Consider the following 24,452-nt stretch of genomic DNA (forward strand, 5'->3'; position numbering starts at 1 on the left):
GCATTTAAAAGTTGGTTATTCTGTTATCGTCAAAATAATCTTTCCAATATTCTTATTCGCTTCCATATATTCATGTGCTTCTTGGACTTGCGCCAATGTAAAGGTACGATCAATAATTGGTTTGACTCGTTGGTCAGCTAGATAAGGTCCAACTACTTGCATAAATTCTTGAGTCAATTGAGCTTTGTACTGATCACTTCGAGGAGTCAACAAAGTGCCGATTAATTGGATTCGTTTGGTGATCAAGGTAGCTAAATCAATCTCTGGTACAATTGTTCCACCTAACATTCCGATCAATACCCAACGTCCATCAATAGCAATAGAAGCTAAATTTTTCTCCCAATAAGAAGCTCCGATGAAATCTAAGATCACGTCAACACCTTTTCCATTGGTGATTCTTGCTACTTCGGTTGAAAAATCCTGTGTTTTGTAATTGATCTGTTCATCTGCACCAAGTTTTTGACAAAAAGCTAGTTTTTCTGATGAACCAGCAGTGACGATGACGGTTGCCTTAGTAAGTTGTTTTGCTAGTTGGATGGCTGCCGTTCCCACACCGCTCGCTCCAGCGTGGATCAAAACAGTTTCACCTTCTTGTAAATTTCCTAGCCAATAGAGTGTTTGGTAAGCTGTTAGAAAAACTTCTGCAATACCAGCCGCTGCAATATTATCCAATGTATCGGGCAGTAGAATTGCACGGTCAGCTGGCATCACTGCGTACTCGGCATAACCGCCTAAATTGACTAATCCACATACTCTTGTACCTGGTACAAAAGCTGGGTTATCACTTCGGTTTTCAACCACTTCTCCAGCTACTTCTACGCCAAGAATCGGGTAAGGAGTCTGTTGATTCGTTGTTTCTCGACGCATGATGTCCGTTCGATTGATTGCCGCTGTGTGGACTTTTATGAGTAATTGTCCTTTTTCCGCTATTGGTTTTGGTGCATCGATCTCTTGTAGTACTTCGGCAGAACCGGGATGTTTGATCGTGATGGCTCGCATTTTTTATTCCTCCTCGACTATTTGTTGCAACGCAGTTGAAATTTCCTGCGTTCCTTCAGATAGTACTAGCGTTGTTTTAGTTATAGTTGGTTGTTCCACTAAAGCTGTCAGAACAGCAGCTACCGTTTGACGAGAGACGGTTTTAGCAGTGGCTTCGGTTGGTTTTGCCAGTTGGACTGTAGTGACTTCTTCATTTGTCAATGACACTGGCTGGATGATTACATAATCTAAAGTTGTTTGTTGTTTCAGCCACTCATCAGCATAATGTTTCGTAATGTAGTAATCAATCATAGAATCTGGCCATTTGCTGCGATCCTCGGCAAAAACAGCACTAATCATAAAGTAGCGAGAAACATGTGCTGATTCGGCCGCTATCATTGTCTTGATCGCACCGTCTAAGTCGATCTGCAATAAGTTTTTCCCTTGCGAACCCGCAACAAAAATAACGAGATCACAACCTTTAAAAGCATCTGCCATTTCTTCAATTGTCCAAGTCAGATCGAAAGAAACATAAGTGACATTATCTTTTTTAACTAAAGATTGTGTTGCAATCTCGCGTACACCTGCTGTCACTTGATGTCTAGTAGTTGCAAGGTCTTTGATTAAATGCCGACCAATTTGGCCATTAGCACCTACAACAAAAATTTTCATTTTAATCATCCTTTCTTATAATAATCACTATCAATCATAACACTAAACAAAAAAAATGCGAGAAAGAGGTTATGAAAGCATCGATAGCTCCGAAGACAATAAGAAAGAATTTTTTAAAATAGCTTCACATATTTTGAAAAATTCTGGCTTATTGCCGAAGGTCAGCTCTGAGAACGCCGTGGATAGGATAATAAACAGCATGGGGAACTTAGATGGGACAAATTCAGGCTTGCTCCAAGGAGTAGAAGCTTTCATACTATTGATGATTTTTAAGTAAAAAACATCCATCTACCAATTTCAACAAAAATTGGGATGGATGTTTTGATTCAAAGAAGATCATGTTCGCTATCAGCTAATTGTCTTATTTAGGTTGGGGTGTCGCATGCATCAAACGAAGCAAGACACTACCAACAGCGACTGTAGCAATTCCAGCGATGATTCCTTCTGGAACACCACTCGTAAAGATAACAGCTAAAATAGCAGTATATAACGCATGGATACTTTTTCCGACCACTTGAGCATAATCTTGTTGGAATAAGAAATAGATCATATTCATCACTAGGATCGTATTCACGAAAGAACCAGCTAAGCCTGCTAGAAACAAAGAAACACCTTGAAACTTGTTTTTACTTAGCCGTAGTATTCCTTTATAGACAAAGTAGGGAACAACACCAATCAATATCCTTGGAATAAAAGCAATCAATAATGCTTTCAAACTTCCGTGGTCTGTGCCAATCACTGGGATGAATGGGGAGAAGACGAATGATAAAGGCGTTTGAATGACCGTACTACGAATCATACTAATCAAGCCGAATGTCCCTCCTAGAAAGCCACCTAAACGTGGGCCTAAAACGATTGATGCAATGATCACTGGGATATGCATGGTCGTAGCGTTGATTGGACCAATAGGAATAAACCCAAGCGGTGTGACCGCTAATAAAATCATGATTGCTAAAAACATAGCAGTCAAAGCAAAAGTACGTGTGTTTTTCATAATGACTCCTTTTATATTAAGCGTTTCTTTCATTAATCAGTTGTACCGTTTGATCAATGATTATTTGGGTATCAGCTAAAGCACCTTTGCCAAAATCACCACAAGCCAACAACGACTCTCTTGGCTCGATTTCTTGATAGCCGATTGATTTTAACGTATTTAAATTCCTTTGATTGAGCGGATGTTGATACATATTTGTATTCATTGCAGGAGCAATCAACTTCGGAGTATCTGCAGGGAGTGCCATTGCAACTGTTGAGAGCAGATCATCTGCTAATCCATTTGCTAATTTACCGATAATATTAGCCGTAGCAGGAGCAATCAAGAACAAGTCTGCTTGTTTTGCCAGTTCGATGTGATTAATCACTGAAGGCTCTTTTTCTTGCATGACATCGGTATGGACGGCACGTTTTGATAAGGATTGTAACGTAAGTGGCGTGATGAAGTGAGTGCTGCTTTCTGTCATGATTACGTCTACTTGGTAGCCAAGTTTCACGAGTTGATTGGTAATATCCGCACTTTTATAAGCAGAGATACTGCCAGTAACCCCCAATAGAATTTTTTTCATAATTGTTTACTCCTTTCATTCCCTGCTAAAATCAAGCTTAACTTTTGTGTTTTAAGAAATAAATCAGAGAATTCTTTTCAGCGTTTCATTGGTTAAAGGAAACTGGTTCTATTATAACCGATGCTAATAATTTAGCAATTTCTTCCTTGGATTGTGCTTCTTTGATTGTTCCGTCTGCCCCTAATAGATAGCCGTGATGGTTTGTTCCGTCGATTTGTGTCAGATCATTCGCAAGGATGTAGTCTACCTGATTCTTCATGATGCTTTTTTTGGCGACTGCTAAAAGTTCTGTTTTTGAAACATCGACTAATAACTTAAAGCCGATGATGGTTGCTTCTGGTTGCCATTTTCTTAGATAGCTGATGATCTTAGGCGTTTTTTTCAAGGCAATTAACAAGTGTTCTGTGTCAGAAGAGATTTTTTCAGCTTTATTAGGATTTATTTCATGGTCTCGGAACCATGAAGAAAGGTGTTCTGGCGTTAGCGGTGTTTGGTCAATGCTCTGTGCCAATTGTTCTTCAGATAGGCTAAAAGCAGGAGTGAAATCGCTCACTGCCATACTATGGATGATGGCATCATAAGAGTCACTTGTCAGTAATCTTTCCAAAGTTTCAAATAAATCTTGAGTGGACTCGATTAGATGAAAGCGAATATTGTCCTGTGACGTTGGCTTGACAGCACTGTTTGTCGTGACATAGTCGATCGTTACTGTTGAATCAGTTACCAATGTTTCAGCAATCTTTTTACCTAACTGCCCAGTCGAATGATTTGTGATTGAACGGACTTGATCAATTTTTTCGCTTGTGCCACCAGCCGTAATCAATATCTTCATTTCATTTCACCTACATTAACTAGTGTTCTTCCCTGATGTTGCCCAGCTAACAATCCTTGAATCACTTCGGGCAATTCCTCCAAGGCGATTTCTTTAACGAAAAGATCATCAGCAATAGCAAGATCAGCTAATTGTTGCCATAAGGAGAAACGTTTTTCATGCGGAACATTGACTGAATCGATACCGATCAACTGGATATTGCGCAAAATAAACGGTAATACAGTAGTGGTCAATTTGATTCCTCCAGCATTTCCACATAATGCCGCAGCACCATCATAGGCGATCAAAGGAAGGAGTTGGGTCAATAAGTCCCCACCAACCGTATCAATGACATAATCGATTTGTTGCTTTCCTAAAGGTTTTGTCTTTTCAGGAAGAAATTCATTTGGGGATAGGACTTCATTCGCCCCTAATTTTTTCAGCCATTCCACCGATTCTTTTTTGCGTGAAAGAGCGATGATCGAAGTAAAACCCATTTTTTTTAAAATTGCTACAGCGGTACTGCCTACTCCGCCAGATGCTCCAGTTACAACAATACGGTCACTCGATTTCATCCCTTTTGATATGAGGGCGTTCACGCATAAAAGTGCAGTAAAGCCAGCAGTTCCTAATACCATTGCCTGACGAAGTGACAAGGTTTTCGGAAGTGGAATCAACCAATCACCAGAAACTTTCTGGTACTGACTATAGCCTCCAGGTTGAGTGACGCCCAAGCCATAACCAGTTAGGAGAACAGAATCATCTGTTTTGAAACGTTCATCTCGACTTTCGACAACGGTTCCTGAAAGATCAATCCCAGGTGTCATAGGATAAGAGCGGATGACACCACCAGATTCACTACTAGCTAGTGCATCTTTATAGTTAACATCAGAATAAGCAACTTTGACCAACACTTCGTTCGCTGATAAAAGAGGCATTTCCTGGTCAATGATCGAAGTATGAAAATGCGGAACATTATTTACTTGAAACGCTTTAAATTTATTCATGTAAAAACAGAACTCCTCTCAAAATTTTTCTTTTATCATACCATAAATCAATCTATTTTATGGTGATTCGCTGATGATTAGTGACTAAAAAAAGTGAAACTTATTCTTTCAAATAAAAAAGATGTTTTTCGTGAAATTTAAAATAAAAAGGGTTGTGTTTTTGATCAAAATTTGTATACTAGTACGAGTGAGAGTAAACTTGATGTTTACTATTAGAAAACTTCATGGAGGAGGAATGAGATGGAAATAGGTGAGAAGTTAAGAAATTTACGTATCCAGAAAAATTTGACACAAGAAGAATTAGGTGAACGTACGGATTTATCAAAAGGCTATATCTCTCAATTAGAACGTGACTTGAGTTCGCCATCCATGGAAACATTTTTTTCGATTCTTGAAGTATTAGGTGTTTCCCCTGAAGAATTTTTTCATCAAGAAACAGTGAATCTACAAGTTGTTTATTCTAAAGAAGATCATACCGTTTATTTAGATGAAGAAAATGGTTATCAACTTGAATGGTTGGTCTCTGATTCGAATGAAAAAGAAATGGAACCTGTTTTACTGACATTCAATGAAGCAGGAGAGTATAAATTATTTGAACCTTCTTTATCAGAAACGTTTATTTTTGTGTTAGAGGGGGAATTAGAGTTAAGCTTAGGTGAAGAACGATATATTGCCAAAGCGGGTCAATCGATCTATTACCAAGCAACAAAGCACCACCAATTGAAGAATCATCAATCAAAACGTACGAGGGCATTGATTGTCGCTACTGAATCGTACTTGTAATTTTAGGGGGTTAAAAAGTGGGAAAACCAATTATTTCATTTGATCAGGTGGTCAAACGCTATGATGATGAAACGATTTTGAAAAAAGTGAGTTTCGAGATCGAACAAGGGAAATTTTATACCTTATTAGGTCCTTCGGGTTGTGGAAAAACAACGATTTTACGAATTATTGCTGGTTTCACAGATGCTACTGAAGGCGAAATGTATTTTGAGGGAAAACGATTAAATGATGTGCCAGCTAATAAACGGCAAGTAAATACGGTTTTCCAAGATTACGCCTTATTTCCTCATATGAATGTATTCGACAATGTCGCTTTTGGATTGAAAATCAAAAAAATGAATAAAGTCGATATTGAGAAAAAAGTCAAAGATGCACTTCGTATGGTGCAACTTCCTGGGTACGAAAATCGAGAAATTAGCGAAATGTCTGGTGGACAAAGACAACGTGTGGCTATCGCGCGGGCTATCGTTAATGAACCCAAAGTATTGTTGTTAGATGAACCTCTGTCTGCGCTGGATCTAAAGCTGCGAACGGATATGCAGTATGAATTAAGAGAGTTGCAACAACGTTTGGGAATTACATTTATTTTTGTGACACATGACCAAGAAGAAGCTTTAGCAATGAGCGATGAAATCTTTGTGATGAATAAGGGGAAAATCGTGCAGAGTGGAACACCTGTCGATATCTACGATGAACCGATCAATCATTTTGTGGCTGATTTTGTGGGTGAAAGCAATATCGTTGATGGTGTGATGATCGACGATAATCTTGTAGAGTTTGTTGGCAAACGATTTGAATGTGTTGATGGTGGAATGCGTCCCAATGAACCAGTTGAAGTCGTCTTGCGCCCTGAAGATTTAACGATTACTACCCCTGATAAGGGAAAACTGGTTGTGACTGTTGATACGCAACTGTTTCGTGGGGTCCACTATGAAATTGTCTGTTACGACGAGCAACAAAATGAATGGACGGTTCATTCAACGAAAAAAGCAAAAGAGGGTAGCAAAGTTGGTCTAGCCTTTGATCCAGAAGATATCCATGTCATGCGTTTTAATGAATCAGAAGAAGAATTTGATGCACGACTTGATAGTTATGAAGAGTAAGGAGGAATAGTCAATGAAAGCAATGCGTAGAATCTACTCTGTTCCTTATGTACTCTGGCTTGGTCTATTCGTGATCGCACCAGTTTTGATGATCATTTACCAATCTTTTTTTGATATGAATGGACACTTTACTTTAAATAATTATGCTACTTTTTTGACGTCTAGAACGAATCTTTTCATGGCGTTAAATTCTGTTTGGTATGCCTTTTTGATCACCTTTTTTACATTAATCATCAGCTATCCGACTGCTTATTTTTTAACTAAATTAAAACATAAACAGTTGTGGTTGATGCTGATCATCTTACCAACATGGGTGAATTTATTACTAAAAGCTTATGCGTTTATTGGTATTTTTAGTATCCATGGAAGTGTGAATCAATTTTTTGAATTTTTAGGGATTGCTCCAAGACAAATTTTGTTTACCGATTTTAGTTTTTTATTTGTGGCAACTTATATCGAGATTCCATTTATGATTATGCCGATATTTAATGCATTGGAAGAAATGAATCCGTCATTAATCAGTGCTAGCCGTGATCTAGGAGCTAATAATTTTGAAACATTTCGCCGAGTAGTATTCCCATTGTCATTGAATGGTGTAAAAAGTGGGATTCAAGCAGTGTTTATTCCTTCACTGTCATTGTTCATGTTGACACGACTGATTGGTGGAAATCGTGTGATCACTTTAGGAACAGCAATTGAACAACATTTTCTCGTGACTCAAAATTGGGGGATGGGTTCGACGATCGGAGTTATTTTGATTATTGCAATGTTTATTGTGATGTTGCTGACAGGTGAGAAGAAGAAGGGAGGCCGCGCATGATGAAAAAATTTAAGTGGTCTTACCTTTACCTCTTTATTGTTTTTCTACTATTATATTTGCCTATCTTTTATTTGATTTTTTACTCCTTTAATGACGGTGGTACCATGAACAAATTTACCGGTTTTACTTGGGACCATTATCAGGCAGTTTTTGAAGATACACGATTGATCATTATTGTATTGAACACTTTTATGTTAGCCTTTTTATCGGCACTGATCGCAACGATTATCGGAACGTTTGGGGCAATGGGGATTTACTATACTAAAAAACGACAAGCAAGAACGACATTACTAAGTATGAATAATATTTTATTAGTTTCACCAGATGTAATTATTGGTGCCAGTTTCTTGATTTTCTTTACTTTTTTAGGCTTTGGATTAGGTTTTCAAAGTGTTTTGCTTTCTCATATTGCTTTTAGTATCCCAATCGTTGTATTGATGGTATTACCTAAATTACAAGAAATGAATGATTCGATGGTTGATGCCGCTAGAGACCTTGGTGCAAATAATTTTCAAGTCGTAAAAAATATTATTTTACCATTCTTATCTCCGGGCATCATTGCAGGCTACTTTATGGCATTTACTTATTCATTAGACGATTTTGCGGTGACCTTTTTCGTAACAGGGAATGGGTTCACTACGTTGTCAGTAGAAATCTATTCTCGTGCTCGTCAAGGAATCAGTTTAGAAATCAATGCGTTAAGTGCATTAGTGTTCCTATTTTCGATGGTTTTAGTGATCGGTTATTATTTCATTAGTAAAGAAAATCGTTCAAAAAAACTGAGGAAAAATCGCCGAGGACGTGAGGAGGTCGCACGCTTACGATGAAAAAATTACAATCACTGTTTGTGGGTATCGTTGTGATCATCTTGATCTTGCTCTTTGGTGTACGGCAATTAGAACAAGCAAGTGGAATGAGTGGAGCAAAAATCGTTACGATCTACAATTGGGGCGATTACGTTGATCCTAGCTTGATCACAAAATTTGAAAAAGAATATGGGTATAAGGTCAATTATGAAACGTTTGATTCCAATGAAGCCATGTTTACTAAGATCCAACAAGGTGGCACAAATTATGATATAGCCATTCCTAGTGAATACATGATCCAAAAGATGATCAAAGAAAAATTAGTGCTTCCTTTAGACCATTCCAAGATCAAAGGATTAGCGAACATTGATGAGCGCTTTTTGGATTTAGACTTTGATCCCCAAAATACCTATTCGATTCCATACTTTTGGGGAACCTTGGGGATCGTATATAATGATAAAGTTTTCAATAAAGAGGAAATCCAGCACTGGAATGATCTTTGGAAACCGAAATTAAGAGATAGTTTGATGTTGATCGATGGTGCCAGAGAAGTGATGGGGCTATCGTTGAACAGTTTGGGCTATTCGTTGAACAGCAAAGAGATGGATCAATTGAATGCAGCTGCAGATAAACTGAACAAACTAACCCCTAATGTCAAAGCGATCGTAGCTGATGAAATCAAAATGTATATGATCAATGAAGAAGCATCCGTCGCAGTAACTTTTTCTGGAGAAGCAGCAGATATGATGTCTGAAAATGAACATCTTCATTATGTGATCCCTTCAGAAGGTTCGAATTTATGGTTTGATAATATCGTGATGCCGAAAACAGCAAAAAACAAAGAAGGCGCATATGATTTCATCAACTTTATGTTGAAACCAGAAAATGCTGCCCAAAATGCTGAATACATTGGCTACTCAACACCTAACAAAAAAGCGAAAGCTCTTTTACCAAAAGAAATTTCCCAAGATGAACAATTCTATCCCTCTGATGAAACCATCTCTCATCTAGAAGTTTATGAAGACCTTGGACCTAAATTTTTAGGAATCTATAACGACTTGTTCTTAGAGTTCAAGATGTATCGGAAAAGCTGGTAAGACTCAATAAAATTGGGGGAAAATCAAGCTTAAAATAGCCTATTTCACGTACTTTCTGATACTCAGTTTTCCAATTTTCTACCAAAAGCGTCTTTTTAGGCGCTTTTTTTGTGTTATTTTATCTTTTCTACCAGCGATTTTCTACCAGAGAAAATAGACGAAATAGTGATGCAACAAGTATGATATGTTTTTGATAGGCATTGGTTGGATTAGTCTAATGCCTGTAAGGTAACTTACAAATAAAAGCCTATTTTTCAGTCGCCTTTTGGTGGCTATTTTTTATAGTTGATATAATGAATATGAATAGAAATAGGTTGTTTCATCAACTATAATTATATTGTGATGTATGAGACATTCTATTGTATTTGTATTCTATCCTTTACATAAATCATCTAACAAAGAAGGTATAGTTATGTACTCTGTAGAGTTCAGCAAGGAATTTTCCGATGTATTTTCTGAGAATCAATCAAAAAAACACCAAGAAATAATCGTATATAAAGTGAATGAGTATTTGACACATAATTTTTATCGCATCAAACCTGTCCATTCATCTGCAAAATACTCTATTTATGAAATGAAAATCCATTTAGGAAAGGAAGATTTTCGAATTGCTTTTAGAATAGATGGCAAAAAGGTGCAAGTTTTTTATATTAGTCGAACGTTGAAAAAATTTTTATTTGATAAGGAAGTAAATAAGTTGGTTAATCGATTCAACAAAAATCAATGGCTAGTCGATGAAGAAAGTAGAAGTGCTGTAAAATGAACATGATTTATAAAAAGCAATTAAAACAATGTTTGAAAAAAACATTTAAGTCAAAGAACTGTTTCGCTTTAAAAATTCTTACATTCAAAAAAGATCGCTATGTATTTATTTGTTATGACCAAGAACGATACACGATAGTTGAAGATGGATTCGAAAAGAATAGGTACCATTTTGGCTCTTCAGATGAAGCAATGAAAAAAGTAATGAAAATAGCAGATATTGAATTTAAAAATAGCTATAGACTTTATATACAAACTAAACTTAAACAATGACTCTCATTTGTTTTATCTTCTTGAAAGGAATGCTTTATTATAAATAAAAAACGACTCAAAATGAGTCGTATAAATCAATTATTGTAATAAATCATTAATTTCTTTAAATTCTTTATCAAGTTCTTTTTCATCATATTTCTCATATTTACCAGCTTCATGAAGAATTTTTTTAATTTCATGAATCGCTTTTCGTTCAACTAACCATTTTTTTAGGTTATGTTTTTTTTCTGGATTTTCAGATAACGTATCAAGTTCCTCTAATTCTTTATCCAGTTTATTAACCGTAGCAATAATTTTGTCTAAAGTTTTTTCTTCTTTATGTTCTAAATTTGACATTTATCTTCACGTCCTTTTTATTTGATAATTCAAGTATAAAATGTCAATATATTTTTTTCAAATAAAACTCTTTAAATATGTTTTATTGCATAAGTAAGTAGAACTAGTTCCCTCTATCACACTATACGATAAATCAAATTAGTTAAAAATATCCTCTTTGACTATCGTACTACTGTGATCAGTTAGGATTTGCTAGTGAGCTATTTACTCAAAAATGCCTTTATATCAGAATTTTTGGTGTTTATATGAATTGATAGAAGTCAATTTTAATCAAGATGCTAGAAATTAACATTGAATAGAAGAATAGAGGCATGCTATAATAATCGTGCAAAAGGAACTGCGTCAACAGTTCCCTTTTGACAGCACCGCTAAAGACGGTGGCAATTAAACTAAATATTTCAAAAAGAAATAGCAAGTCTTCTCGCTAAAGTGACGGCTATTTCTTTTTGTCATGTTTAAGCATAGATACAGCCAAGCCAATCAAAGAAATGGTAAACATACCAAACCCAAGAATGGTTTGAATTGTCTCGTATGCGGACAAAAAGGCATCTCCTTTCTCTAAAGTGTGAGATTATGTGCATAAGCACCACCTCGCTTTCAGAAAAGAAACCCACCGTTATTAAACTTTACTGTCACAAAGGATCGTAGCCTATAGACTCAGGGATCATTGCTTTAAAAAAACAATCGTTCTTTTGTTTTTTATTGAATAGAAGAATAGAGGTATGCTATAATAAACATGAAAAAAGGAACTGCGTCAACAGTTCCCTTTTGACAGCACCGCTAAAGACGGTGGCGAATTTAATAGTATTTCAAAAAGAAATAGCCAGTCTGCTCGCTAAAGTGACGGCTATTTCTTTTTGTCATGTTTAAGCATAGATACAACCAAGCCAATCAAAGAAATGGTAAACATACCAAACCCAAGAATGGTTTGAATTGTCTCATATGCGGACAAAAAGGCATCTCCTTTCTCTAAAGTGTGAGATTATGTGCATAAGCACCACCTCGCTTTCAGAATGGAAAGCCACCGTCATTAAACTTTACTGTCACAAATGATTATAGCATATCGACTTAGTTATTTTCTTGAAAATCCAAAAAGAACTGAGTCTATTTTTTTGTTTGAAAATAAAAAAATAGAAGGGATAATGCGTATTGAAAAAAACAAACCAACTCACTTATCAAGTGTTAGTCAATTTTAGATTTTTTTTTGGTTAACTATTTTTTTAACTATTTAATTAGTTTAGCTGTTGACAAACAAAATAAATAGTTTATCATTTATTTTGTTGATATCGATATAAACTAAGTAAATATTTTGGAGGTCATCTTATGAATAATCATGAAATCTTAGAAAATCTGTTAGAGATTGCGCATCAACCGTTTTTGATTTTTGCCTATCAAGTGGAAGAAAAGACAGACAATGCTTTTGAAACATTAAAAATATTAGTGGCTGAGGACGATGTGACGGCAGGAAGATTAGCTGAAGTGCTAGATATTAAACCGTCTAGTGTGACACAAATCATCAAAAAATTAGAAGAGGCTGGGACGGTCATGCGGGAAAAATCAGCAACGGATTCCCGAGTGACTTTGGTCAAGATTACTGATAAAGGTCGAGAAAGTCTGCAAGAGCGTGGTTCAATCAGTACAACATTAAAAGATGTCTTATTTAAAGGTTTTGCAGAAGAAGAGTTAGCACAATTGAATACCTATCTTGAACGAATGAATGAAAATATCAATCGTCCTGAATTTCAAGAAAAATTAGCTGAAGTTTTCGGCGATGATCAACGCTGGGAACGATTCAATAAGATGAGTGCGCATTTTGGCAGAGCACGTGAACAGATGATGGATCGCAGTGGGTTCGGTGGTTTTGGTCGAGGTGGCTTTGATCGAGATGCCTTCGATGGACGATTTGATAGACATTACGGTGGCTTTGAAGGATGGAAGAAAGGGCGTAGAAAATAATGGCACAAGGTGGAGGCGGAAGACCCGTTAGTATCTCGATGAAACAAACGAATACAAGATTTTCTTTGAAAGAATTTCTTAGTTTAATCAAACAAACAAAACCGCGCTATCCCTTACTGGCGATTGGGATGATCTTATTAGCAGGTTCATCAGCTGTGCAAGTTTATGTTCCTAAATTGGCGGCTAATTTAGTTAATCATTTTCAAGAGGGGATCGATTATGCTTTATTAGGAAGAGTCGTGGGGATGTTCGTTTTTTCAGCTGTAATTTCAGCGATTGGTGGGACGGTTTTAGGAATTTTTGGCGAAAACGTCATTCAAAATATGCGAAAACGTTTATGGAATAAATTAACGATACTGAAAGTCACCTATTTTGATTCGGTGAAGGCGGGTGAGATGTCCAGCCGAGTAACGAATGATACGTCCCAAGTAAAACAGCTGTTGGCTGTGACATTTCCACAAACGATTGCGAGCATCATTACCGTAATCGGGACTGTTTATATGATGATCCGAATGGACTGGCATATGTCGCTAGCCATGGTTATTGCTGTTCCCGTCGTTATCCTATTGATGATTCCTGTGATGACCTTTGGTTCAAAGATCAGTCATATCCGTCAAGATGCTATGAGTCATTTCAATGGAATCGCAACAGAAACGTTGTCAGAAATTCGTTTAGTAAAAACGTCGAATGCCGAACAACAAGCACAAGAACGAGCAGCAAATGAAGTCGATCGTTTGTTTCGCGTTGGTAAAAAAGAAGCAGTCTTTGATGCTGCAATGCAACCAATCATGATGATGGTTTTTATGAGTATGGTCTTTGGTTTGTTAGCTTATGGAATGCATCGTATTGCGATTGGTGCGATGACGATCGGGGTATTAATGAGTTTTCTCATGTATCTCTTCAATCTGATCGGTGCGATGCCAACGATTGCCACGTTGTTTTCTGAAATGGCAAAAGCTGCTGGTTCGACACGCCGTGTACAAGAATTATTGAATGAAGTACCTGAAGACTTTGAATCTGGTGAAGAAGTGGATTTATCGAACAAAACATTGTGTGTTTCTAACGTGGACTTTGCTTATAGTGATGCACCTGAGGAACCGATTTTAACGAATGTGTCTTTTGAAGCTAAACCTAACGAGATCATTGCTTTTGCGGGTCCTTCTGGTGGAGGGAAATCGACTACATTCAGTTTATTAGAACGTTTTTATGAGCCAACAGCAGGTACGATCAAATTTGGCACAACAGAGATCCAAAAGATCAAGTTGTCCAATTATCGTAGTCAAATTGGCTATGTTTCCCAAGATTCTGCTATTATGGCAGGAACGATCCGTTATAATTTAACTTATGGATTAGCGGATACTTACACAGATGAGCAGCTTTGGGAAGTGTTAGAATTAGCCTATGCACGTCAATTTGTGGAAGAGATGCCCAATGGTTTAGATACAGAAGTGGGCGAGCGTGGTACGAAAATTTCTGGAGGCCAACGGCAACGACTGGCAATCGCTCGAGCGTTCTTAAGAGATCCAAAGGTCTTGATGTTGGATGAAGCAACAGCAAGTCTTGATTCTGAATCAGAAGCAAAAGTCCAACAAGCCTTGGCAAATCTGATGAAAGGTCGGACAACATTAGTGATCGCACATCGTCTATCAACGATCGTGGATGCTGATAAAATCTACTTTATCGAAAAAGGAAAAGTAACCGGTTCAGGAAAACACGCTGAGCTTGTTCAAAAACACAAAACCTATGCCAAATACGTAGATGAACAATTTAAAGTTGATACATTGCAAATTGCCTAAGTGTTAAAAAGCTGAATCCTTTTATCTTACTGAAAGAATGCGAAGAATCTAAGAGAAAGAAGAAATACTTTTTTCTGTTCTTTTTAATTGGTTAAACAATTTTCCGCGAAATAGATAATCAGGTTTAGAATGTTTAGGTTATGTTTGATAAACTGAGTATCAGACATCTTGAATCCTCCTATGAATTGGTTCGTTAAACTAATTCTAAAGGAATTCAAGGTGTCTTTTTTTCACCGTTTATTCGTTTTTAGAGATACTAGGAGAGACTGAGACAAGTTTTGGCTCAGTCACACAAAGTATAGAAACAAAAGAGAAGGAATTATATACAGGTATAAAAAAATCTATCATCTGATCGCAATTTTAGTCGTTTTGTCATCTATTTCATTGGTAATTGGATTTGAAAAACGACTCCTCTAGGTTCCCAGTCTCTTACGGACAGTTTGCCTTTATGCTGAGTGATGATTTGTTTGGCAATTGCGAGACCAAGACCATAGCCACCAGTTTCTTTAGAACGAGAGCGGTCTTCGCGGTAGAAGCGTTCAAAAATTCGTCTTTTGTCTTCATCGCTGATAGATGGCCCGTTGTTTTTGACTTCAATCAGCCAATTATCGTTGGAGATTTCAGATTGCAGGACAATTTTTTCTTTAGCTTCTGTGTATTTTAGCGCATTGTCCAGCAGAATAACTAGAACTTGGTGGATACGTTTTTCGTCGACTATCACTGGTTGATCGGCAAAGTTTTCCAAGACAAAATATTGATCGTTTATTTCTGCGATTTCCTGGAAGGGCTGGGCTAATTGACGAATAAATTCTTTGGGATTAACTGATTCTTTCTGCAGAAGCAACTGATTGGAATCACTGCGTGCCAAAGTTAGCAGGTCTTCAGTCAGGCTTTTCATTCGCCGTGTTTCATTCAGGGCTTGGGCAATTGGTTCAGACTCTTCCAAGATGGTGTGATTGGGTCGGGTGAACAATTGCTGCAGGCTGTTTTGAATGATTGCTAGTGGCGTGCGTAATTCGTGAGAGGCATTTTCAACAAATTCCTGTTGTTTGCGCCATGAGAGCATGATGGGTTGCATATTCATTTTTGAAATGTAAAAGCTTATTCCAATCGAAATCAGCCAAAAAACGACCATACAGATAATCAGTGTTGTCTTGAAGGTTTTCATGGAGTCTGCGATTTGATTGGTATTGGCTAAAAATTGAATATAGGCGATGTCTCCTCCTTTATCTGCTTTGATTGTATACGAATGAAAGGAAAGTTTTTGGCTAGAATAGCCTGCATTTTTTAAACTTAATGCTTGAACAGAATCGAGATTTTTCTTATCTAAGGTTAAATTTTCCAGTTCAGTGAACCGTCCACCAATCGTGTCTTTGTTGAGAATCGTTCCTTCTTTTGACCATAAAATGATCTGAGTATTGAACTGATTATTGCCTTCTGGTCCATTCTCTCTCAGCTGATCGCCCGGCATTTGTGCCAGAAAGGGATTGCTTTGTTGGTACCGGTTGATTTCCATCTGAATAAGATGTTCATTTTCCGCCATTTGAGTTAGTGACAGGTCTGTTTGGCGGTAGGCCGAGCTTTGCAGCAGTTGTAGAGTTATAAATCCTAATAATAGGAAGATACCTGCAAAAGCGGCTACATTTAAGAAGAAAAATTTTAATCGTTGTTTTCTTGATATTTCGGTATTCATAGCATTAATCCTTTTGTAAGATGTAGCCGACATTTCTCAGTGTTTTAAAGAACTGATCTGCACCTGACGGCTTCAAATGTTTTCTTAAGTGACTCATATATACTTCTACAACTGTAATGGTCGTATCGGAATCAAATCCCCAAATCCGATCGAAGATTTGCTCCTTTGTTAAAATCACGCCCTTATTTTGGATGAAATAAACCAAGAGATCAAATTCTTTTCCTTGAATTGATAGGATCTCATCGTCGATGGTTACTTCTTTCGTCGCAAGGTTGCAGGTAATATTTTTATAGACGATTTGATTCTCAGAAAACAATCCTAACGAACGCTTCAATAATGCTTTGACCCGCATAATCAGTTCTTCGCGATAAAAAGGTTTCGTCAAATAATCGTCTGCACCTTTTTGAAATCCATTGATTTTGTCTTCTAGGCCATCTTTGGCAGTTAGAATCAGCACAGGGGTTTGGATATTTTTTTTCCGTAATTCTGCTAAGATTTCGTAGCCGTTTTTCCCTGGCAGCATCAGGTCTAGCAATATTAGATCATAAACACCAGTTTCTGCTTCAAATAAGCCTTCTTCCCCATCATAGATCTGTGTGATCTCACCTAAATCCGACAAGATTTCTTTTATATTATCTGAAAGTGTCGCTTCATCTTCTACTATTAAAAGGTTTATCATTGATTTTCTCCTTTTTCATCTATTACTTACTCAGTTTACCACGCTTTCCTAAAACAACCTTAAAAACTTTTTTATCTCGTTTAAGCTTCGGTTAAGCCAATTTGCCTATTCTATAAACAGACAAATGAAGGAGGAACCAAAATGAATTATATCAAACGGGCGATTCAAAGCCTTTGGGCCAAAAAAGGACGCAGCATCATTATGATCACCGTCTTTTCCGCCATATTAATTTTTGTATTAGCGGGGTTAACGATCCGCAGCGGCGCTGAACTGGCGACCACGAATGCGAAAAAAAGTGTCGGGGCGACCGTCACCTTATCAACGAACCGAGAGGCAATGTTCAAACAGCAATCAAATTCAGATTCAGATGATGAAAGCAGTCGTCCAGATCCAGGTAGCTTTGAACAGACACCCGTCAACTTGAGTGATGCAAAAAAAATCGCAGAATTAGCGAATGTTAAATCGTATTCATTTGAAGCAAGTACTTCAGCGGATAAAGGCACAGGGATTACACCGATCTCGAGTGATAGTGACAGTGAAGAGGAATCTTCGGATGAACAAGCTGTTGGATTTGGTGGACAGAAAGCACCTGGTGGGATGAGTCAAGGGGATTTCCAAATTAAAGGTGTTTCCGAAAGTAATTCTTACAGTGATTTTTCATCAGAAACAGCTAGCCTAGTTGAAGGCAAGGCAATCACTTCGGATGATGAAGGGACGAATAATGTACTGATCGAGCAAAGTTTAGCGGAAGCAAACGATCTAAGTGTCGGGGACAAATTTAAGATTAAAGATACCGATGATAAAGATGTTGAAGTTACTATTAAAGGTATTTACAAAACAAGTGATTCTGGCAACAGTATGAGTGCTCGCTTCAACTTTATGAATCCAGCGAACACGATTTTTTCTTCTTATACACTGGTTAACACCTTAACTGGATCGGAAGGAAAAACGATCGATTCGGCAGTTTATAACTTAGATGATCCCAAAGACATGGACAGCTTTGTAGAAGCAGCGAATAAATTGATCGATACGGATACATTCAGCTTAGAAACCAATGATCAAATGTATCAGCAAATGCTTCAGCCGTTGAATAATGTATCAAGCTTTGCGAAGAATATCGTGATTTTAGTAGCCGTAGCCGGAGTCATTATTTTGACATTGATTATTATGCTGTCGATTCGTGAACGTAAATATGAGATCGGTGTATTACTTTCATTAGGTGAATCACGGGTCAAAGTTATTTCACAATTTTTCGTTGAGATTTTTGTCTGCATGATCTTCGCTTTAGGGATCGCTGCAGCTAGCGGAAATATTGTTGGCAATGCAGTCGGCAATCAGTTGTTAAGTCAACAAACAACTTCGCAAAATGCAGATGGACAAGAAGCGAATACGGCAGGAAACGGCGGTCCAAATCAAGGTAACCAAGGACAAGCACCTGGTGGCGGAAACGGTGGTCCTAGTGGTGGTCAAATGGGAAGCAATCCATTTACACAATCAAAAGAAATTCAAGAACTAAATATTTCAATGCAGCCAACCGAGATTTTAAGTCTTGCAGGAATTGGGCTGGGGATTAGTTTATTCTCAATTGTCCTTTCATCAGCAGGAATTCTACGACTGAATCCGAAGAAAATATTGATTTCCTAATTAAAGGAGGAATTTTTAATGACACTATCAACAAAAGATTTAGGCTACTGGTATGAAGACAACCGACGATTATTCGAAAACGTTAATTTAACTTTTGAAAAAGGCAAAATGTATGCAATTTTAGGTACGAGCGGTTCAGGGAAAACGACTTTTTTATCCCTGATCGCAGGACTAGATACACCAAAAAACGGAGAAATTCTCTATGACGACAAATCGTTGAAAAAAATTGGATTGCGGGAATATCGTCGTAAAGATGTATCAATTGTATTCCAAGCCTATAATCTACTGCCGTATTTATCGGCAGTAGACAATGTGGTAACAGCGATGGAGATTGCTCAAAGCCAACAGACAGATAAAAAAGCCTACGCCTTAGCGAACTTGAAAAAAGTCGGAATCACTAAGGATTTAGCAGATAAAAAAGTTACGATGCTATCTGGTGGTCAGCAGCAACGAGTAGCAATCACTAGAGCCCTATGCTGTGAACACGATCTAATCGTTGCGGATGAACCGACTGGAAACTTGGATGAAACAACTTCCAGCGAGATCGTTAAACTTTTCCAAGAGATTGCACATGAGCAAAAGAAATGTATTATTTTAGTCACCCACGAACAGGATGTCGCTAAAGGCTGCGATGTAGTGTATGAACTGAAAAATCAAGAATTCAATCAAGTATCTTAAACAAACAGAATTTTGGTGCAACTAGTATGAATGAGTAGGAAATGAATAGAGGAGACTGAGAAAATTTTGGTTGGCTCCCCGTCAAGTGGACACGGAAATATAATAAAATTTTTAGAGAGCTGTTTGCTAATTTTGTGGCAAACAGTTCTTTTGTTTTTCATTGTTTAAACCTCGGCTGCGCTTGGTTGGCGTATCCCTCAGATGTGCGAAACAAAGGACATTTCACCCATCTAAGAGATACGATTATTACGCTGCCATTAAAAGCTGTTGGTGAACTTGTAATGGCGTTTTGGATTTCAAGCATCGTTGATAACGGCCATTGTTATAGTAGTTGATGTAATCTTCGATCATCGATACGAGATCTTCGCGTCTTGTAAATTTACGACGATAGTATTTTTCACGTTTCAATGTTCCCCAGAACCCTTCCATTGGCCCATTATCAATACAATGGGCTACACGAGACATGCTTTGTTTCATCCCTTGATTTTTGATTTTATTTCTCATGTTTTTACTGGTGTACTGAAACCCTCGATCGCTATGGAATAGCGGATGAGCCACAGGTTCAAGTCGAATTGCTTCGTCAAAGGTATCAAAAACCAACTTATTATCATTTCTATCGCTAATGACGAAAGAAACAATACGCCGATCTGCTAAGTCTAGAATGGCACTAAGATAAATTTTTTTTACTTGGTTTCCTAGAGTGTACTTGAATTCACTGATATCAGTTAGCCATTTTTCATTTGGTTTATCTGCATGGAAATTTCTATTTAGATAGTTCTTGGCAATATGATAAGGATTATTGGACGCTTTAGTAATTCCGCTTGGCTGGTGTTTGACGGTAGATTTAATTTGAAGACTACGACAAATCCGCAAGACTCTTTTGTCATTGACGTGCAAACCAAAGTTTTGAACCAAATCGTCACGGATTCTCCGATACCCCTTGTCGTTATCTGCTTCATAGATGTATCTTATTAGGTCTGCCAGGTGCTCGTTAAAGATAGTTTGAGCTGATTTTGGTTGCTTTAACCAACGGTAATACGCTGATCTGGAGACGTGTAAAAAATCACACATTAATTTTATCGAATAATTTTTGAGATCATGGAGTTCCTTAATTGCTTGGTATTCAAAGATATGACGGATGAGGTCTAGTCCCACTTCCTTTCTAACTCCCTGACTTTTTTTAAGAGGTCATTTTCCATTTCTAACAGTTTAATTTTGCGTTCTTGTTCAGCCAGTCGATCACGCATTTCTTCTTCTGGTGTCCGACTGGGTTCTGTTCCAGCTCGATGTCCTCGACGATCTTTTAAGCCGGCTTCGCCCATTTCCTTATATTTTAGTACCCAATTACGTACTTGTTGGTACGATACCTGATACTTGATAGCCGTTTTGCCATAGTTATGATCATGCACAATACAATAGTGGACAATTTCCACCCGTTCTTTGAAGGTTGTTTTTCTTGATTGACTCATTTGACTTCCACCGCTTTCTGTTTTGAAGTTTCCATGAGTATTATATATCTTTATCCAATTTCGTAGTTGTTTAGACTGTCTTAGTCCGTATTTCTTAGTAATTTCCGACAGACTCCCTAAACCATTTAGGTAATCATTTACAGCCTGAATCTTTGTTTCAATCGTATAGTGTGTATTCTTTCGTCTTGCTAATAAGCCAGTAGGCCCCTCATTCTCATAAAGCATAACCCAGTTACTTAAAGCAGCCCAACTAATGCCTGCAGTGCGAGCTAGGCTGGTCATACTGTCTTCACCATTCAAATAGCTTTCTACTAGTTCTACTCGTTTTTCTGGAGTGAGTTTCATCTTTCTTTTCGGCATACAAAATCCCCCCTATACAGGACTTTTATATTTCAGTGTCCTATATAGGGGGAGCATATCAAAACTTGTCTCAGTCTCTCTTTTAGTAATAGTCGTTTTTTTTAGGTTGAAAGGAATAAAGTGACCTATTAATAAAAAGAATAACAGATATAATTCTTGTAAAAGAGCGATAGATAGGAGTGTTTAGAATGGGATTGACTCAATGGCTTAGAAAAAAATTTTCAAATAATCAAGATAAAGAAGTCAATGAAATGCTACTTAAGCTAAATAAAAAAATTCATGAACCGAAAGACTTTTGTCCAGCGACTACAGCATTAATCCGCTTGTATGCACTAGAAAAAAAAGCAGAAGAAGTAAATAGTGGTGAAACCAGTTATGAATCTCATACTGAAGCCTTTCATAAAGAAATACAAGTCCATAGTCAAGAAAAGATTTATCTAACAGATTATTTAAATATCTGGCTACAAATAAATGAAGCAAAATTACAGGAATATAAGTTGGATACAATGTTCGAGAAAGGAAATTTAAAAGAATTCAAAGAAGAACTAGCGAAGGATATAAAAATAAAAAGTGAAATTTTATCGCGGTGTTTGGGAGGGGAAATTACTAATTATCGGTTAAATCAACAAGCTTATCAAGAAATGTTCGGGCGAATAAATCCTAAAGGCTGTCAAAGAAACAAAGTGGTAATTGATTTTCAAGTAACAAAGAAGATCACTGATTTCTCATTGAATAAGGGGAGGGATCAGATGGAAAGTCAGACAAACCAAAAAACTCAAACGAATGGATGCCAAACGATGGAAAGTATAACCGATAAAATAAAGGGCCCCGGTTTAATCGAAACAAAGGCACAATCTAGTGAGACAAAAATTCAAGATAATCCGGTCAGGTAATCAACAAGTACTTTGAGATTGCTTTGATAGTGTGCGTTGTGATAAGTGAAACGCCCTCGAAACAGCGGGTACTGTTTTGAGAGCGTTTCTAGTGCAGAAATGAATATTTATTTATTTATCTGTTTTTATTCATTTTCATATTCTTCAAGCTCAATACTCAAATCTTCCCATTCAGAAAGTTTCGTTTCTTGAGATTGGCGAGTTGCTTCAAGTGTTTGATTCAATTCATTTAATTTGAGATGGTCATCCAAATTCTCTGGGGACACCATTTGCTGTTCTAGTGACTCGATCTGTTCATCTAAAATAGCTAATTCTTCTTCAATTTGAGTGATTTTACGTTGTAAACTACGTATCAGCTTTTGTTGCTCTTTACTTTGGAAATAGGTTTTCTTGTTCGTAGAAATATGCTCTTCTTCTGGTGTTTTTTCAGCTAACAGCTCTGCTATCTCCGCTTCTTCTTGTTTCTTTTCCAAATAATAATCATAGTCACCTAAATAAACTTTACTACCGTTTTCCGATAATTCGATGACTTTTGTGGCAATCCGATTGATGAAATAACGGTCATGAGAGACAAACAACAAAGTACCATCATAATCAATCAAGGCATTTTCTAATACTTCTTTATTATCAATGTCCAGGTGGTTGGTTGGTTCGTCTAAAATCAAAAAGTTTTCTTGATTCATTGCGAGTTTTGCAAGGGCGACTCGGGCTTTTTCACCACCGCTTAGCAAGGGGATGGTCTTTTCTACATCTTCACCAGAAAATAGAAAGGCACCCAAAACGCTACGAATTTCTTTTTCGGGAGTCGTTGGATGTTCATCCCATAATTCAGCTAAAATAGTTTTGTTGGTGTGTAAGTCCGCTTGACCTTGATCGTAATAGCCGATCGTCACATTGGTTCCTAAATGTTCTTTTCCACGGATAAAAGGCAACTGATGGATGATCGATTTTAAAAGCGTGGATTTACCAATACCATTGGGACCGACCAGTGCAATGGCTTCTTGACGCCGAATATCAAGATTGATCGGTTCAGACAAAACTTCATTATGATAACCAATCGCAGCATCTTCGATTTGTAATACGACATTTCCTGATGGCTTTGCTACATTGAAAAGAAAGTGAGCTTGTTTTTCGTCTCCTTGAGGACGGTCAATCCGATCCATTTTCTCAAGGACTTTTCTGCGACTTTGGGCTCTTTTCGTCGTAGAAGCGCGTACCAAGTTGCGTGCGACAAAATCTTCCAATTTATGGATCTCAGTTTGTTGTTTTTCATAAGCTTTCCATTCAGTTGCTAATTGTTCAGCTTTCATATCAAGGTACTTCGAATAATTCCCTTTATAGTGGCGCATTTTTTTTCGACTTAATTCGTAAACTTCTGTTGCGACTTTATCTAAGAAATATCGGTCATGGGAGACGATCAGTAAGGCACCAGTATAACTTTGCAGGTAGCCTTCTAACCAAGAGAGAGTCTCAATATCTAAATGGTTGGTTGGTTCGTCTAAAATCAATATATCTGGATGTTGGAGCAACATTCTTGCTAACGCTAAGCGAGTGCGTTGTCCGCCAGACAATTCATTGATTTTTTGATCATAAAAAGACGGATCAAATTTAAAGCCATGCAAAACAGAGCGTATTTCATTTTCGTAGCCATAACCGTTTCTATCTGAAAAATCGTGTTGTAATTTATCGTATTCTTTCAAAAGTGACTCATAGGAAGGTGTATCAGGTGTTCCTTCACTGATCAAGATTTCAAGTTCGCGCATTCGATTTTCCATTTGACGGATTGTTTCGAATGATTTAAGCATTTCATTCCAGACTGTTTCTGCTGAATCTAACCCAGTATCTTGTGCCAGATAGCCTAAAGTAGCAGCTTTATTTTTAGCAATTGTTCCTTCATCGGGGCGTTCGATTCCAGCAAGGATCTTCAAAAGTGTTGATTTTCCTGCTCCGTTACGGCCGACTAATGCGATCCGAGCCCCTGTGCTGATTTCTAAATGGATATTCTCAAATAAGATCTCTGCACCGAAGTGACGAGCAATTTGATTGGCTTGTAATAATATCATGGAATCCTCTTTTCTACTTTGTGAATTCTCTAAGAATAAATCTCTTTTTCAACTAGTAGTCTACCATAAATTCCTTGATACTGCGAGGTTCAAAGAAATGATAAAAAAATGAATAAAGAATAAAATTTCACAATATCCAAGCAATCAAATTGATTTTTTCCTATATATACTGATATGATGGATAAATCAAAGTAAACTTAAAGTAAAAGTG

26 protein-coding genes are annotated in these 24,452 nt (G+C 37.3%); 12 read left to right on the forward strand and 14 right to left on the reverse strand.

Features of this window, described 5'->3' with window-relative positions; genetic code table 11:
- Window positions 1-15: 15 nt before the first annotated feature.
- The 6 genes from IGK81_RS03150 to IGK81_RS03175 all read right to left on the reverse strand — a co-directional run bounded on the left by IGK81_RS03150 (window position 16) and on the right by IGK81_RS03175 (window position 5,030).
- Complete coding sequence (locus IGK81_RS03150; protein WP_034699793.1) at window positions 16-999, reverse strand: NAD(P)H-quinone oxidoreductase; 984 nt, start codon at window positions 997-999, stop codon at window positions 16-18.
- Window positions 1,000-1,002: 3 nt separating this feature from the next.
- Entirely contained in the window at window positions 1,003-1,650 is a 648-nt protein-coding gene (locus tag IGK81_RS03155) for an NAD(P)-binding oxidoreductase (protein ID WP_034699794.1), read from the reverse strand.
- Window positions 1,651-2,011: 361 nt separating this feature from the next.
- Window positions 2,012-2,644 (reverse strand): ECF transporter S component, encoded by a 633-nt coding sequence (locus IGK81_RS03160; RefSeq protein ID WP_010719848.1) that lies wholly within the window; start codon window positions 2,642-2,644, stop codon window positions 2,012-2,014.
- Between the two features lie 16 nt (window positions 2,645-2,660).
- Window positions 2,661-3,212 (reverse strand): phosphopantothenoylcysteine decarboxylase, encoded by a 552-nt coding sequence (gene coaC, locus IGK81_RS03165; protein WP_010719847.1) that lies wholly within the window; start codon window positions 3,210-3,212, stop codon window positions 2,661-2,663.
- An 85-nt stretch (window positions 3,213-3,297) separates the two neighbouring features.
- Entirely contained in the window at window positions 3,298-4,044 is a 747-nt protein-coding gene (locus IGK81_RS03170) for a phosphopantothenate--cysteine ligase (RefSeq protein WP_034699795.1), read from the reverse strand.
- On the reverse strand, window positions 4,041-5,030 hold the full coding sequence (locus IGK81_RS03175; RefSeq protein ID WP_034699798.1) for an acrylyl-CoA reductase family protein: 990 nt from the start codon (window positions 5,028-5,030) through the stop codon (window positions 4,041-4,043). Before IGK81_RS03175 ends, IGK81_RS03170 begins: the two co-directional genes overlap by 4 nt.
- Before the next feature lie 240 nt (window positions 5,031-5,270).
- Between IGK81_RS03175 and IGK81_RS03180 the strand changes: the two genes are divergently transcribed.
- The 7 genes from IGK81_RS03180 (at window position 5,271) to IGK81_RS03210 (ending at window position 10,674) form a co-directional block, all read left to right on the forward strand.
- Window positions 5,271-5,813 (forward strand): helix-turn-helix domain-containing protein, encoded by a 543-nt coding sequence (locus IGK81_RS03180; protein ID WP_010719844.1) that lies wholly within the window; start codon window positions 5,271-5,273, stop codon window positions 5,811-5,813.
- A 17-nt stretch (window positions 5,814-5,830) separates the two neighbouring features.
- Complete coding sequence (locus tag IGK81_RS03185) at window positions 5,831-6,916, forward strand: ABC transporter ATP-binding protein (RefSeq protein ID WP_010719843.1); 1,086 nt, start codon at window positions 5,831-5,833, stop codon at window positions 6,914-6,916.
- 13 nt (window positions 6,917-6,929) lie between these two features.
- Window positions 6,930-7,736, forward strand: coding sequence for an ABC transporter permease (locus tag IGK81_RS03190; RefSeq protein WP_010719842.1), 807 nt, complete (start codon window positions 6,930-6,932; stop codon window positions 7,734-7,736).
- The gene (locus tag IGK81_RS03195) at window positions 7,736-8,563 is read left to right on the forward strand and encodes an ABC transporter permease (protein WP_034699851.1); all 828 of its coding nucleotides are present in this window, start codon (window positions 7,736-7,738) and stop codon (window positions 8,561-8,563) included. Before IGK81_RS03190 ends, IGK81_RS03195 begins: the two co-directional genes overlap by 1 nt.
- Window positions 8,560-9,639, forward strand: coding sequence for an ABC transporter substrate-binding protein (locus IGK81_RS03200; protein WP_010719840.1), 1,080 nt, complete (start codon window positions 8,560-8,562; stop codon window positions 9,637-9,639). The genes IGK81_RS03195 and IGK81_RS03200 overlap by 4 nt, the downstream gene beginning before the upstream one ends.
- Before the next feature lie 412 nt (window positions 9,640-10,051).
- Entirely contained in the window at window positions 10,052-10,402 is a 351-nt protein-coding gene (locus IGK81_RS03205) for a type II toxin-antitoxin system RelE family toxin (RefSeq protein ID WP_034699799.1), read from the forward strand.
- A complete protein-coding gene (locus IGK81_RS03210) occupies window positions 10,399-10,674 on the forward strand; it encodes a hypothetical protein (RefSeq protein ID WP_034699800.1) in 276 nt (91 codons plus the stop codon). Before IGK81_RS03205 ends, IGK81_RS03210 begins: the two co-directional genes overlap by 4 nt.
- Before the next feature lie 78 nt (window positions 10,675-10,752).
- On the opposite strand, the gene IGK81_RS03215 is transcribed toward IGK81_RS03210, so the two are convergent.
- The 3 genes from IGK81_RS03215 to IGK81_RS03225 all read right to left on the reverse strand — a co-directional run bounded on the left by IGK81_RS03215 (window position 10,753) and on the right by IGK81_RS03225 (window position 11,962).
- The gene (locus IGK81_RS03215) at window positions 10,753-11,010 is read right to left on the reverse strand and encodes a hypothetical protein (protein WP_034699801.1); all 258 of its coding nucleotides are present in this window, start codon (window positions 11,008-11,010) and stop codon (window positions 10,753-10,755) included.
- Window positions 11,011-11,446: 436 nt separating this feature from the next.
- Entirely contained in the window at window positions 11,447-11,551 is a 105-nt protein-coding gene (locus tag IGK81_RS03220) for a putative holin-like toxin (protein ID WP_080704611.1), read from the reverse strand.
- A 306-nt stretch (window positions 11,552-11,857) separates the two neighbouring features.
- Window positions 11,858-11,962, reverse strand: a complete 105-nt coding sequence (locus IGK81_RS03225; protein ID WP_014834224.1) for a putative holin-like toxin — start codon at window positions 11,960-11,962, stop codon at window positions 11,858-11,860.
- Window positions 11,963-12,333: 371 nt separating this feature from the next.
- Between IGK81_RS03225 and IGK81_RS03230 the strand changes: the two genes are divergently transcribed.
- A complete protein-coding gene (locus IGK81_RS03230) occupies window positions 12,334-12,966 on the forward strand; it encodes a MarR family winged helix-turn-helix transcriptional regulator (RefSeq protein ID WP_010719836.1) in 633 nt (210 codons plus the stop codon).
- On the forward strand, window positions 12,966-14,762 hold the full coding sequence (locus IGK81_RS03235) for an ABC transporter ATP-binding protein (RefSeq protein WP_034699803.1): 1,797 nt from the start codon (window positions 12,966-12,968) through the stop codon (window positions 14,760-14,762). The genes IGK81_RS03230 and IGK81_RS03235 overlap by 1 nt, the downstream gene beginning before the upstream one ends.
- 376 nt (window positions 14,763-15,138) lie before the next feature.
- On the opposite strand, the gene IGK81_RS03240 is transcribed toward IGK81_RS03235, so the two are convergent.
- Both IGK81_RS03240 and IGK81_RS03245 read right to left on the reverse strand, forming a co-directional pair.
- The gene (locus IGK81_RS03240; RefSeq protein ID WP_034699804.1) at window positions 15,139-16,455 is read right to left on the reverse strand and encodes a sensor histidine kinase; all 1,317 of its coding nucleotides are present in this window, start codon (window positions 16,453-16,455) and stop codon (window positions 15,139-15,141) included.
- A gap of 4 nt (window positions 16,456-16,459) precedes the next feature.
- Entirely contained in the window at window positions 16,460-17,134 is a 675-nt protein-coding gene (locus tag IGK81_RS03245; protein ID WP_034699806.1) for a response regulator transcription factor, read from the reverse strand.
- Window positions 17,135-17,275: 141 nt separating this feature from the next.
- On the opposite strand from IGK81_RS03245, the gene IGK81_RS03250 reads away from it, so the two are divergent.
- Window positions 17,276-18,778: an ABC transporter permease gene (locus IGK81_RS03250; protein WP_034699808.1), complete on the forward strand. Its 1,503-nt coding sequence runs from the start codon at window positions 17,276-17,278 to the stop codon at window positions 18,776-18,778.
- An 18-nt stretch (window positions 18,779-18,796) separates the two neighbouring features.
- A complete protein-coding gene (locus IGK81_RS03255) occupies window positions 18,797-19,456 on the forward strand; it encodes an ABC transporter ATP-binding protein (RefSeq protein ID WP_034699809.1) in 660 nt (219 codons plus the stop codon).
- Between the two features lie 246 nt (window positions 19,457-19,702).
- Here the strand turns inward: IGK81_RS03255 and IGK81_RS03260 are convergent, their stop codons facing one another.
- Window positions 19,703-20,611 carry an IS3 family transposase gene (locus IGK81_RS03260; protein ID WP_197538272.1) on the reverse strand — a complete coding sequence of 303 codons (909 nt, stop codon included), beginning with the start codon at window positions 20,609-20,611 and terminating at the stop codon, window positions 19,703-19,705.
- Window positions 20,602-21,285: a helix-turn-helix domain-containing protein gene (locus IGK81_RS03265; protein WP_034700759.1), complete on the reverse strand. Its 684-nt coding sequence runs from the start codon at window positions 21,283-21,285 to the stop codon at window positions 20,602-20,604. The genes IGK81_RS03260 and IGK81_RS03265 overlap by 10 nt, the downstream gene beginning before the upstream one ends.
- 188 nt (window positions 21,286-21,473) lie before the next feature.
- Between IGK81_RS03265 and IGK81_RS03270 the strand changes: the two genes are divergently transcribed.
- Window positions 21,474-22,178 (forward strand): hypothetical protein, encoded by a 705-nt coding sequence (locus IGK81_RS03270; RefSeq protein ID WP_034698762.1) that lies wholly within the window; start codon window positions 21,474-21,476, stop codon window positions 22,176-22,178.
- A 125-nt stretch (window positions 22,179-22,303) separates the two neighbouring features.
- On the opposite strand, the gene IGK81_RS03275 is transcribed toward IGK81_RS03270, so the two are convergent.
- On the reverse strand, window positions 22,304-24,241 hold the full coding sequence (locus tag IGK81_RS03275; RefSeq protein WP_034698765.1) for an ABC-F family ATP-binding cassette domain-containing protein: 1,938 nt from the start codon (window positions 24,239-24,241) through the stop codon (window positions 22,304-22,306).
- Between the last annotated feature and the right edge of the window lie 211 nt (window positions 24,242-24,452).

The sequence above is a fragment of the Enterococcus sp. DIV0703 genome (assembly GCF_051711065.1).
Taxonomy (GTDB): domain Bacteria; phylum Bacillota; class Bacilli; order Lactobacillales; family Enterococcaceae; genus Enterococcus_B; species Enterococcus_B hirae.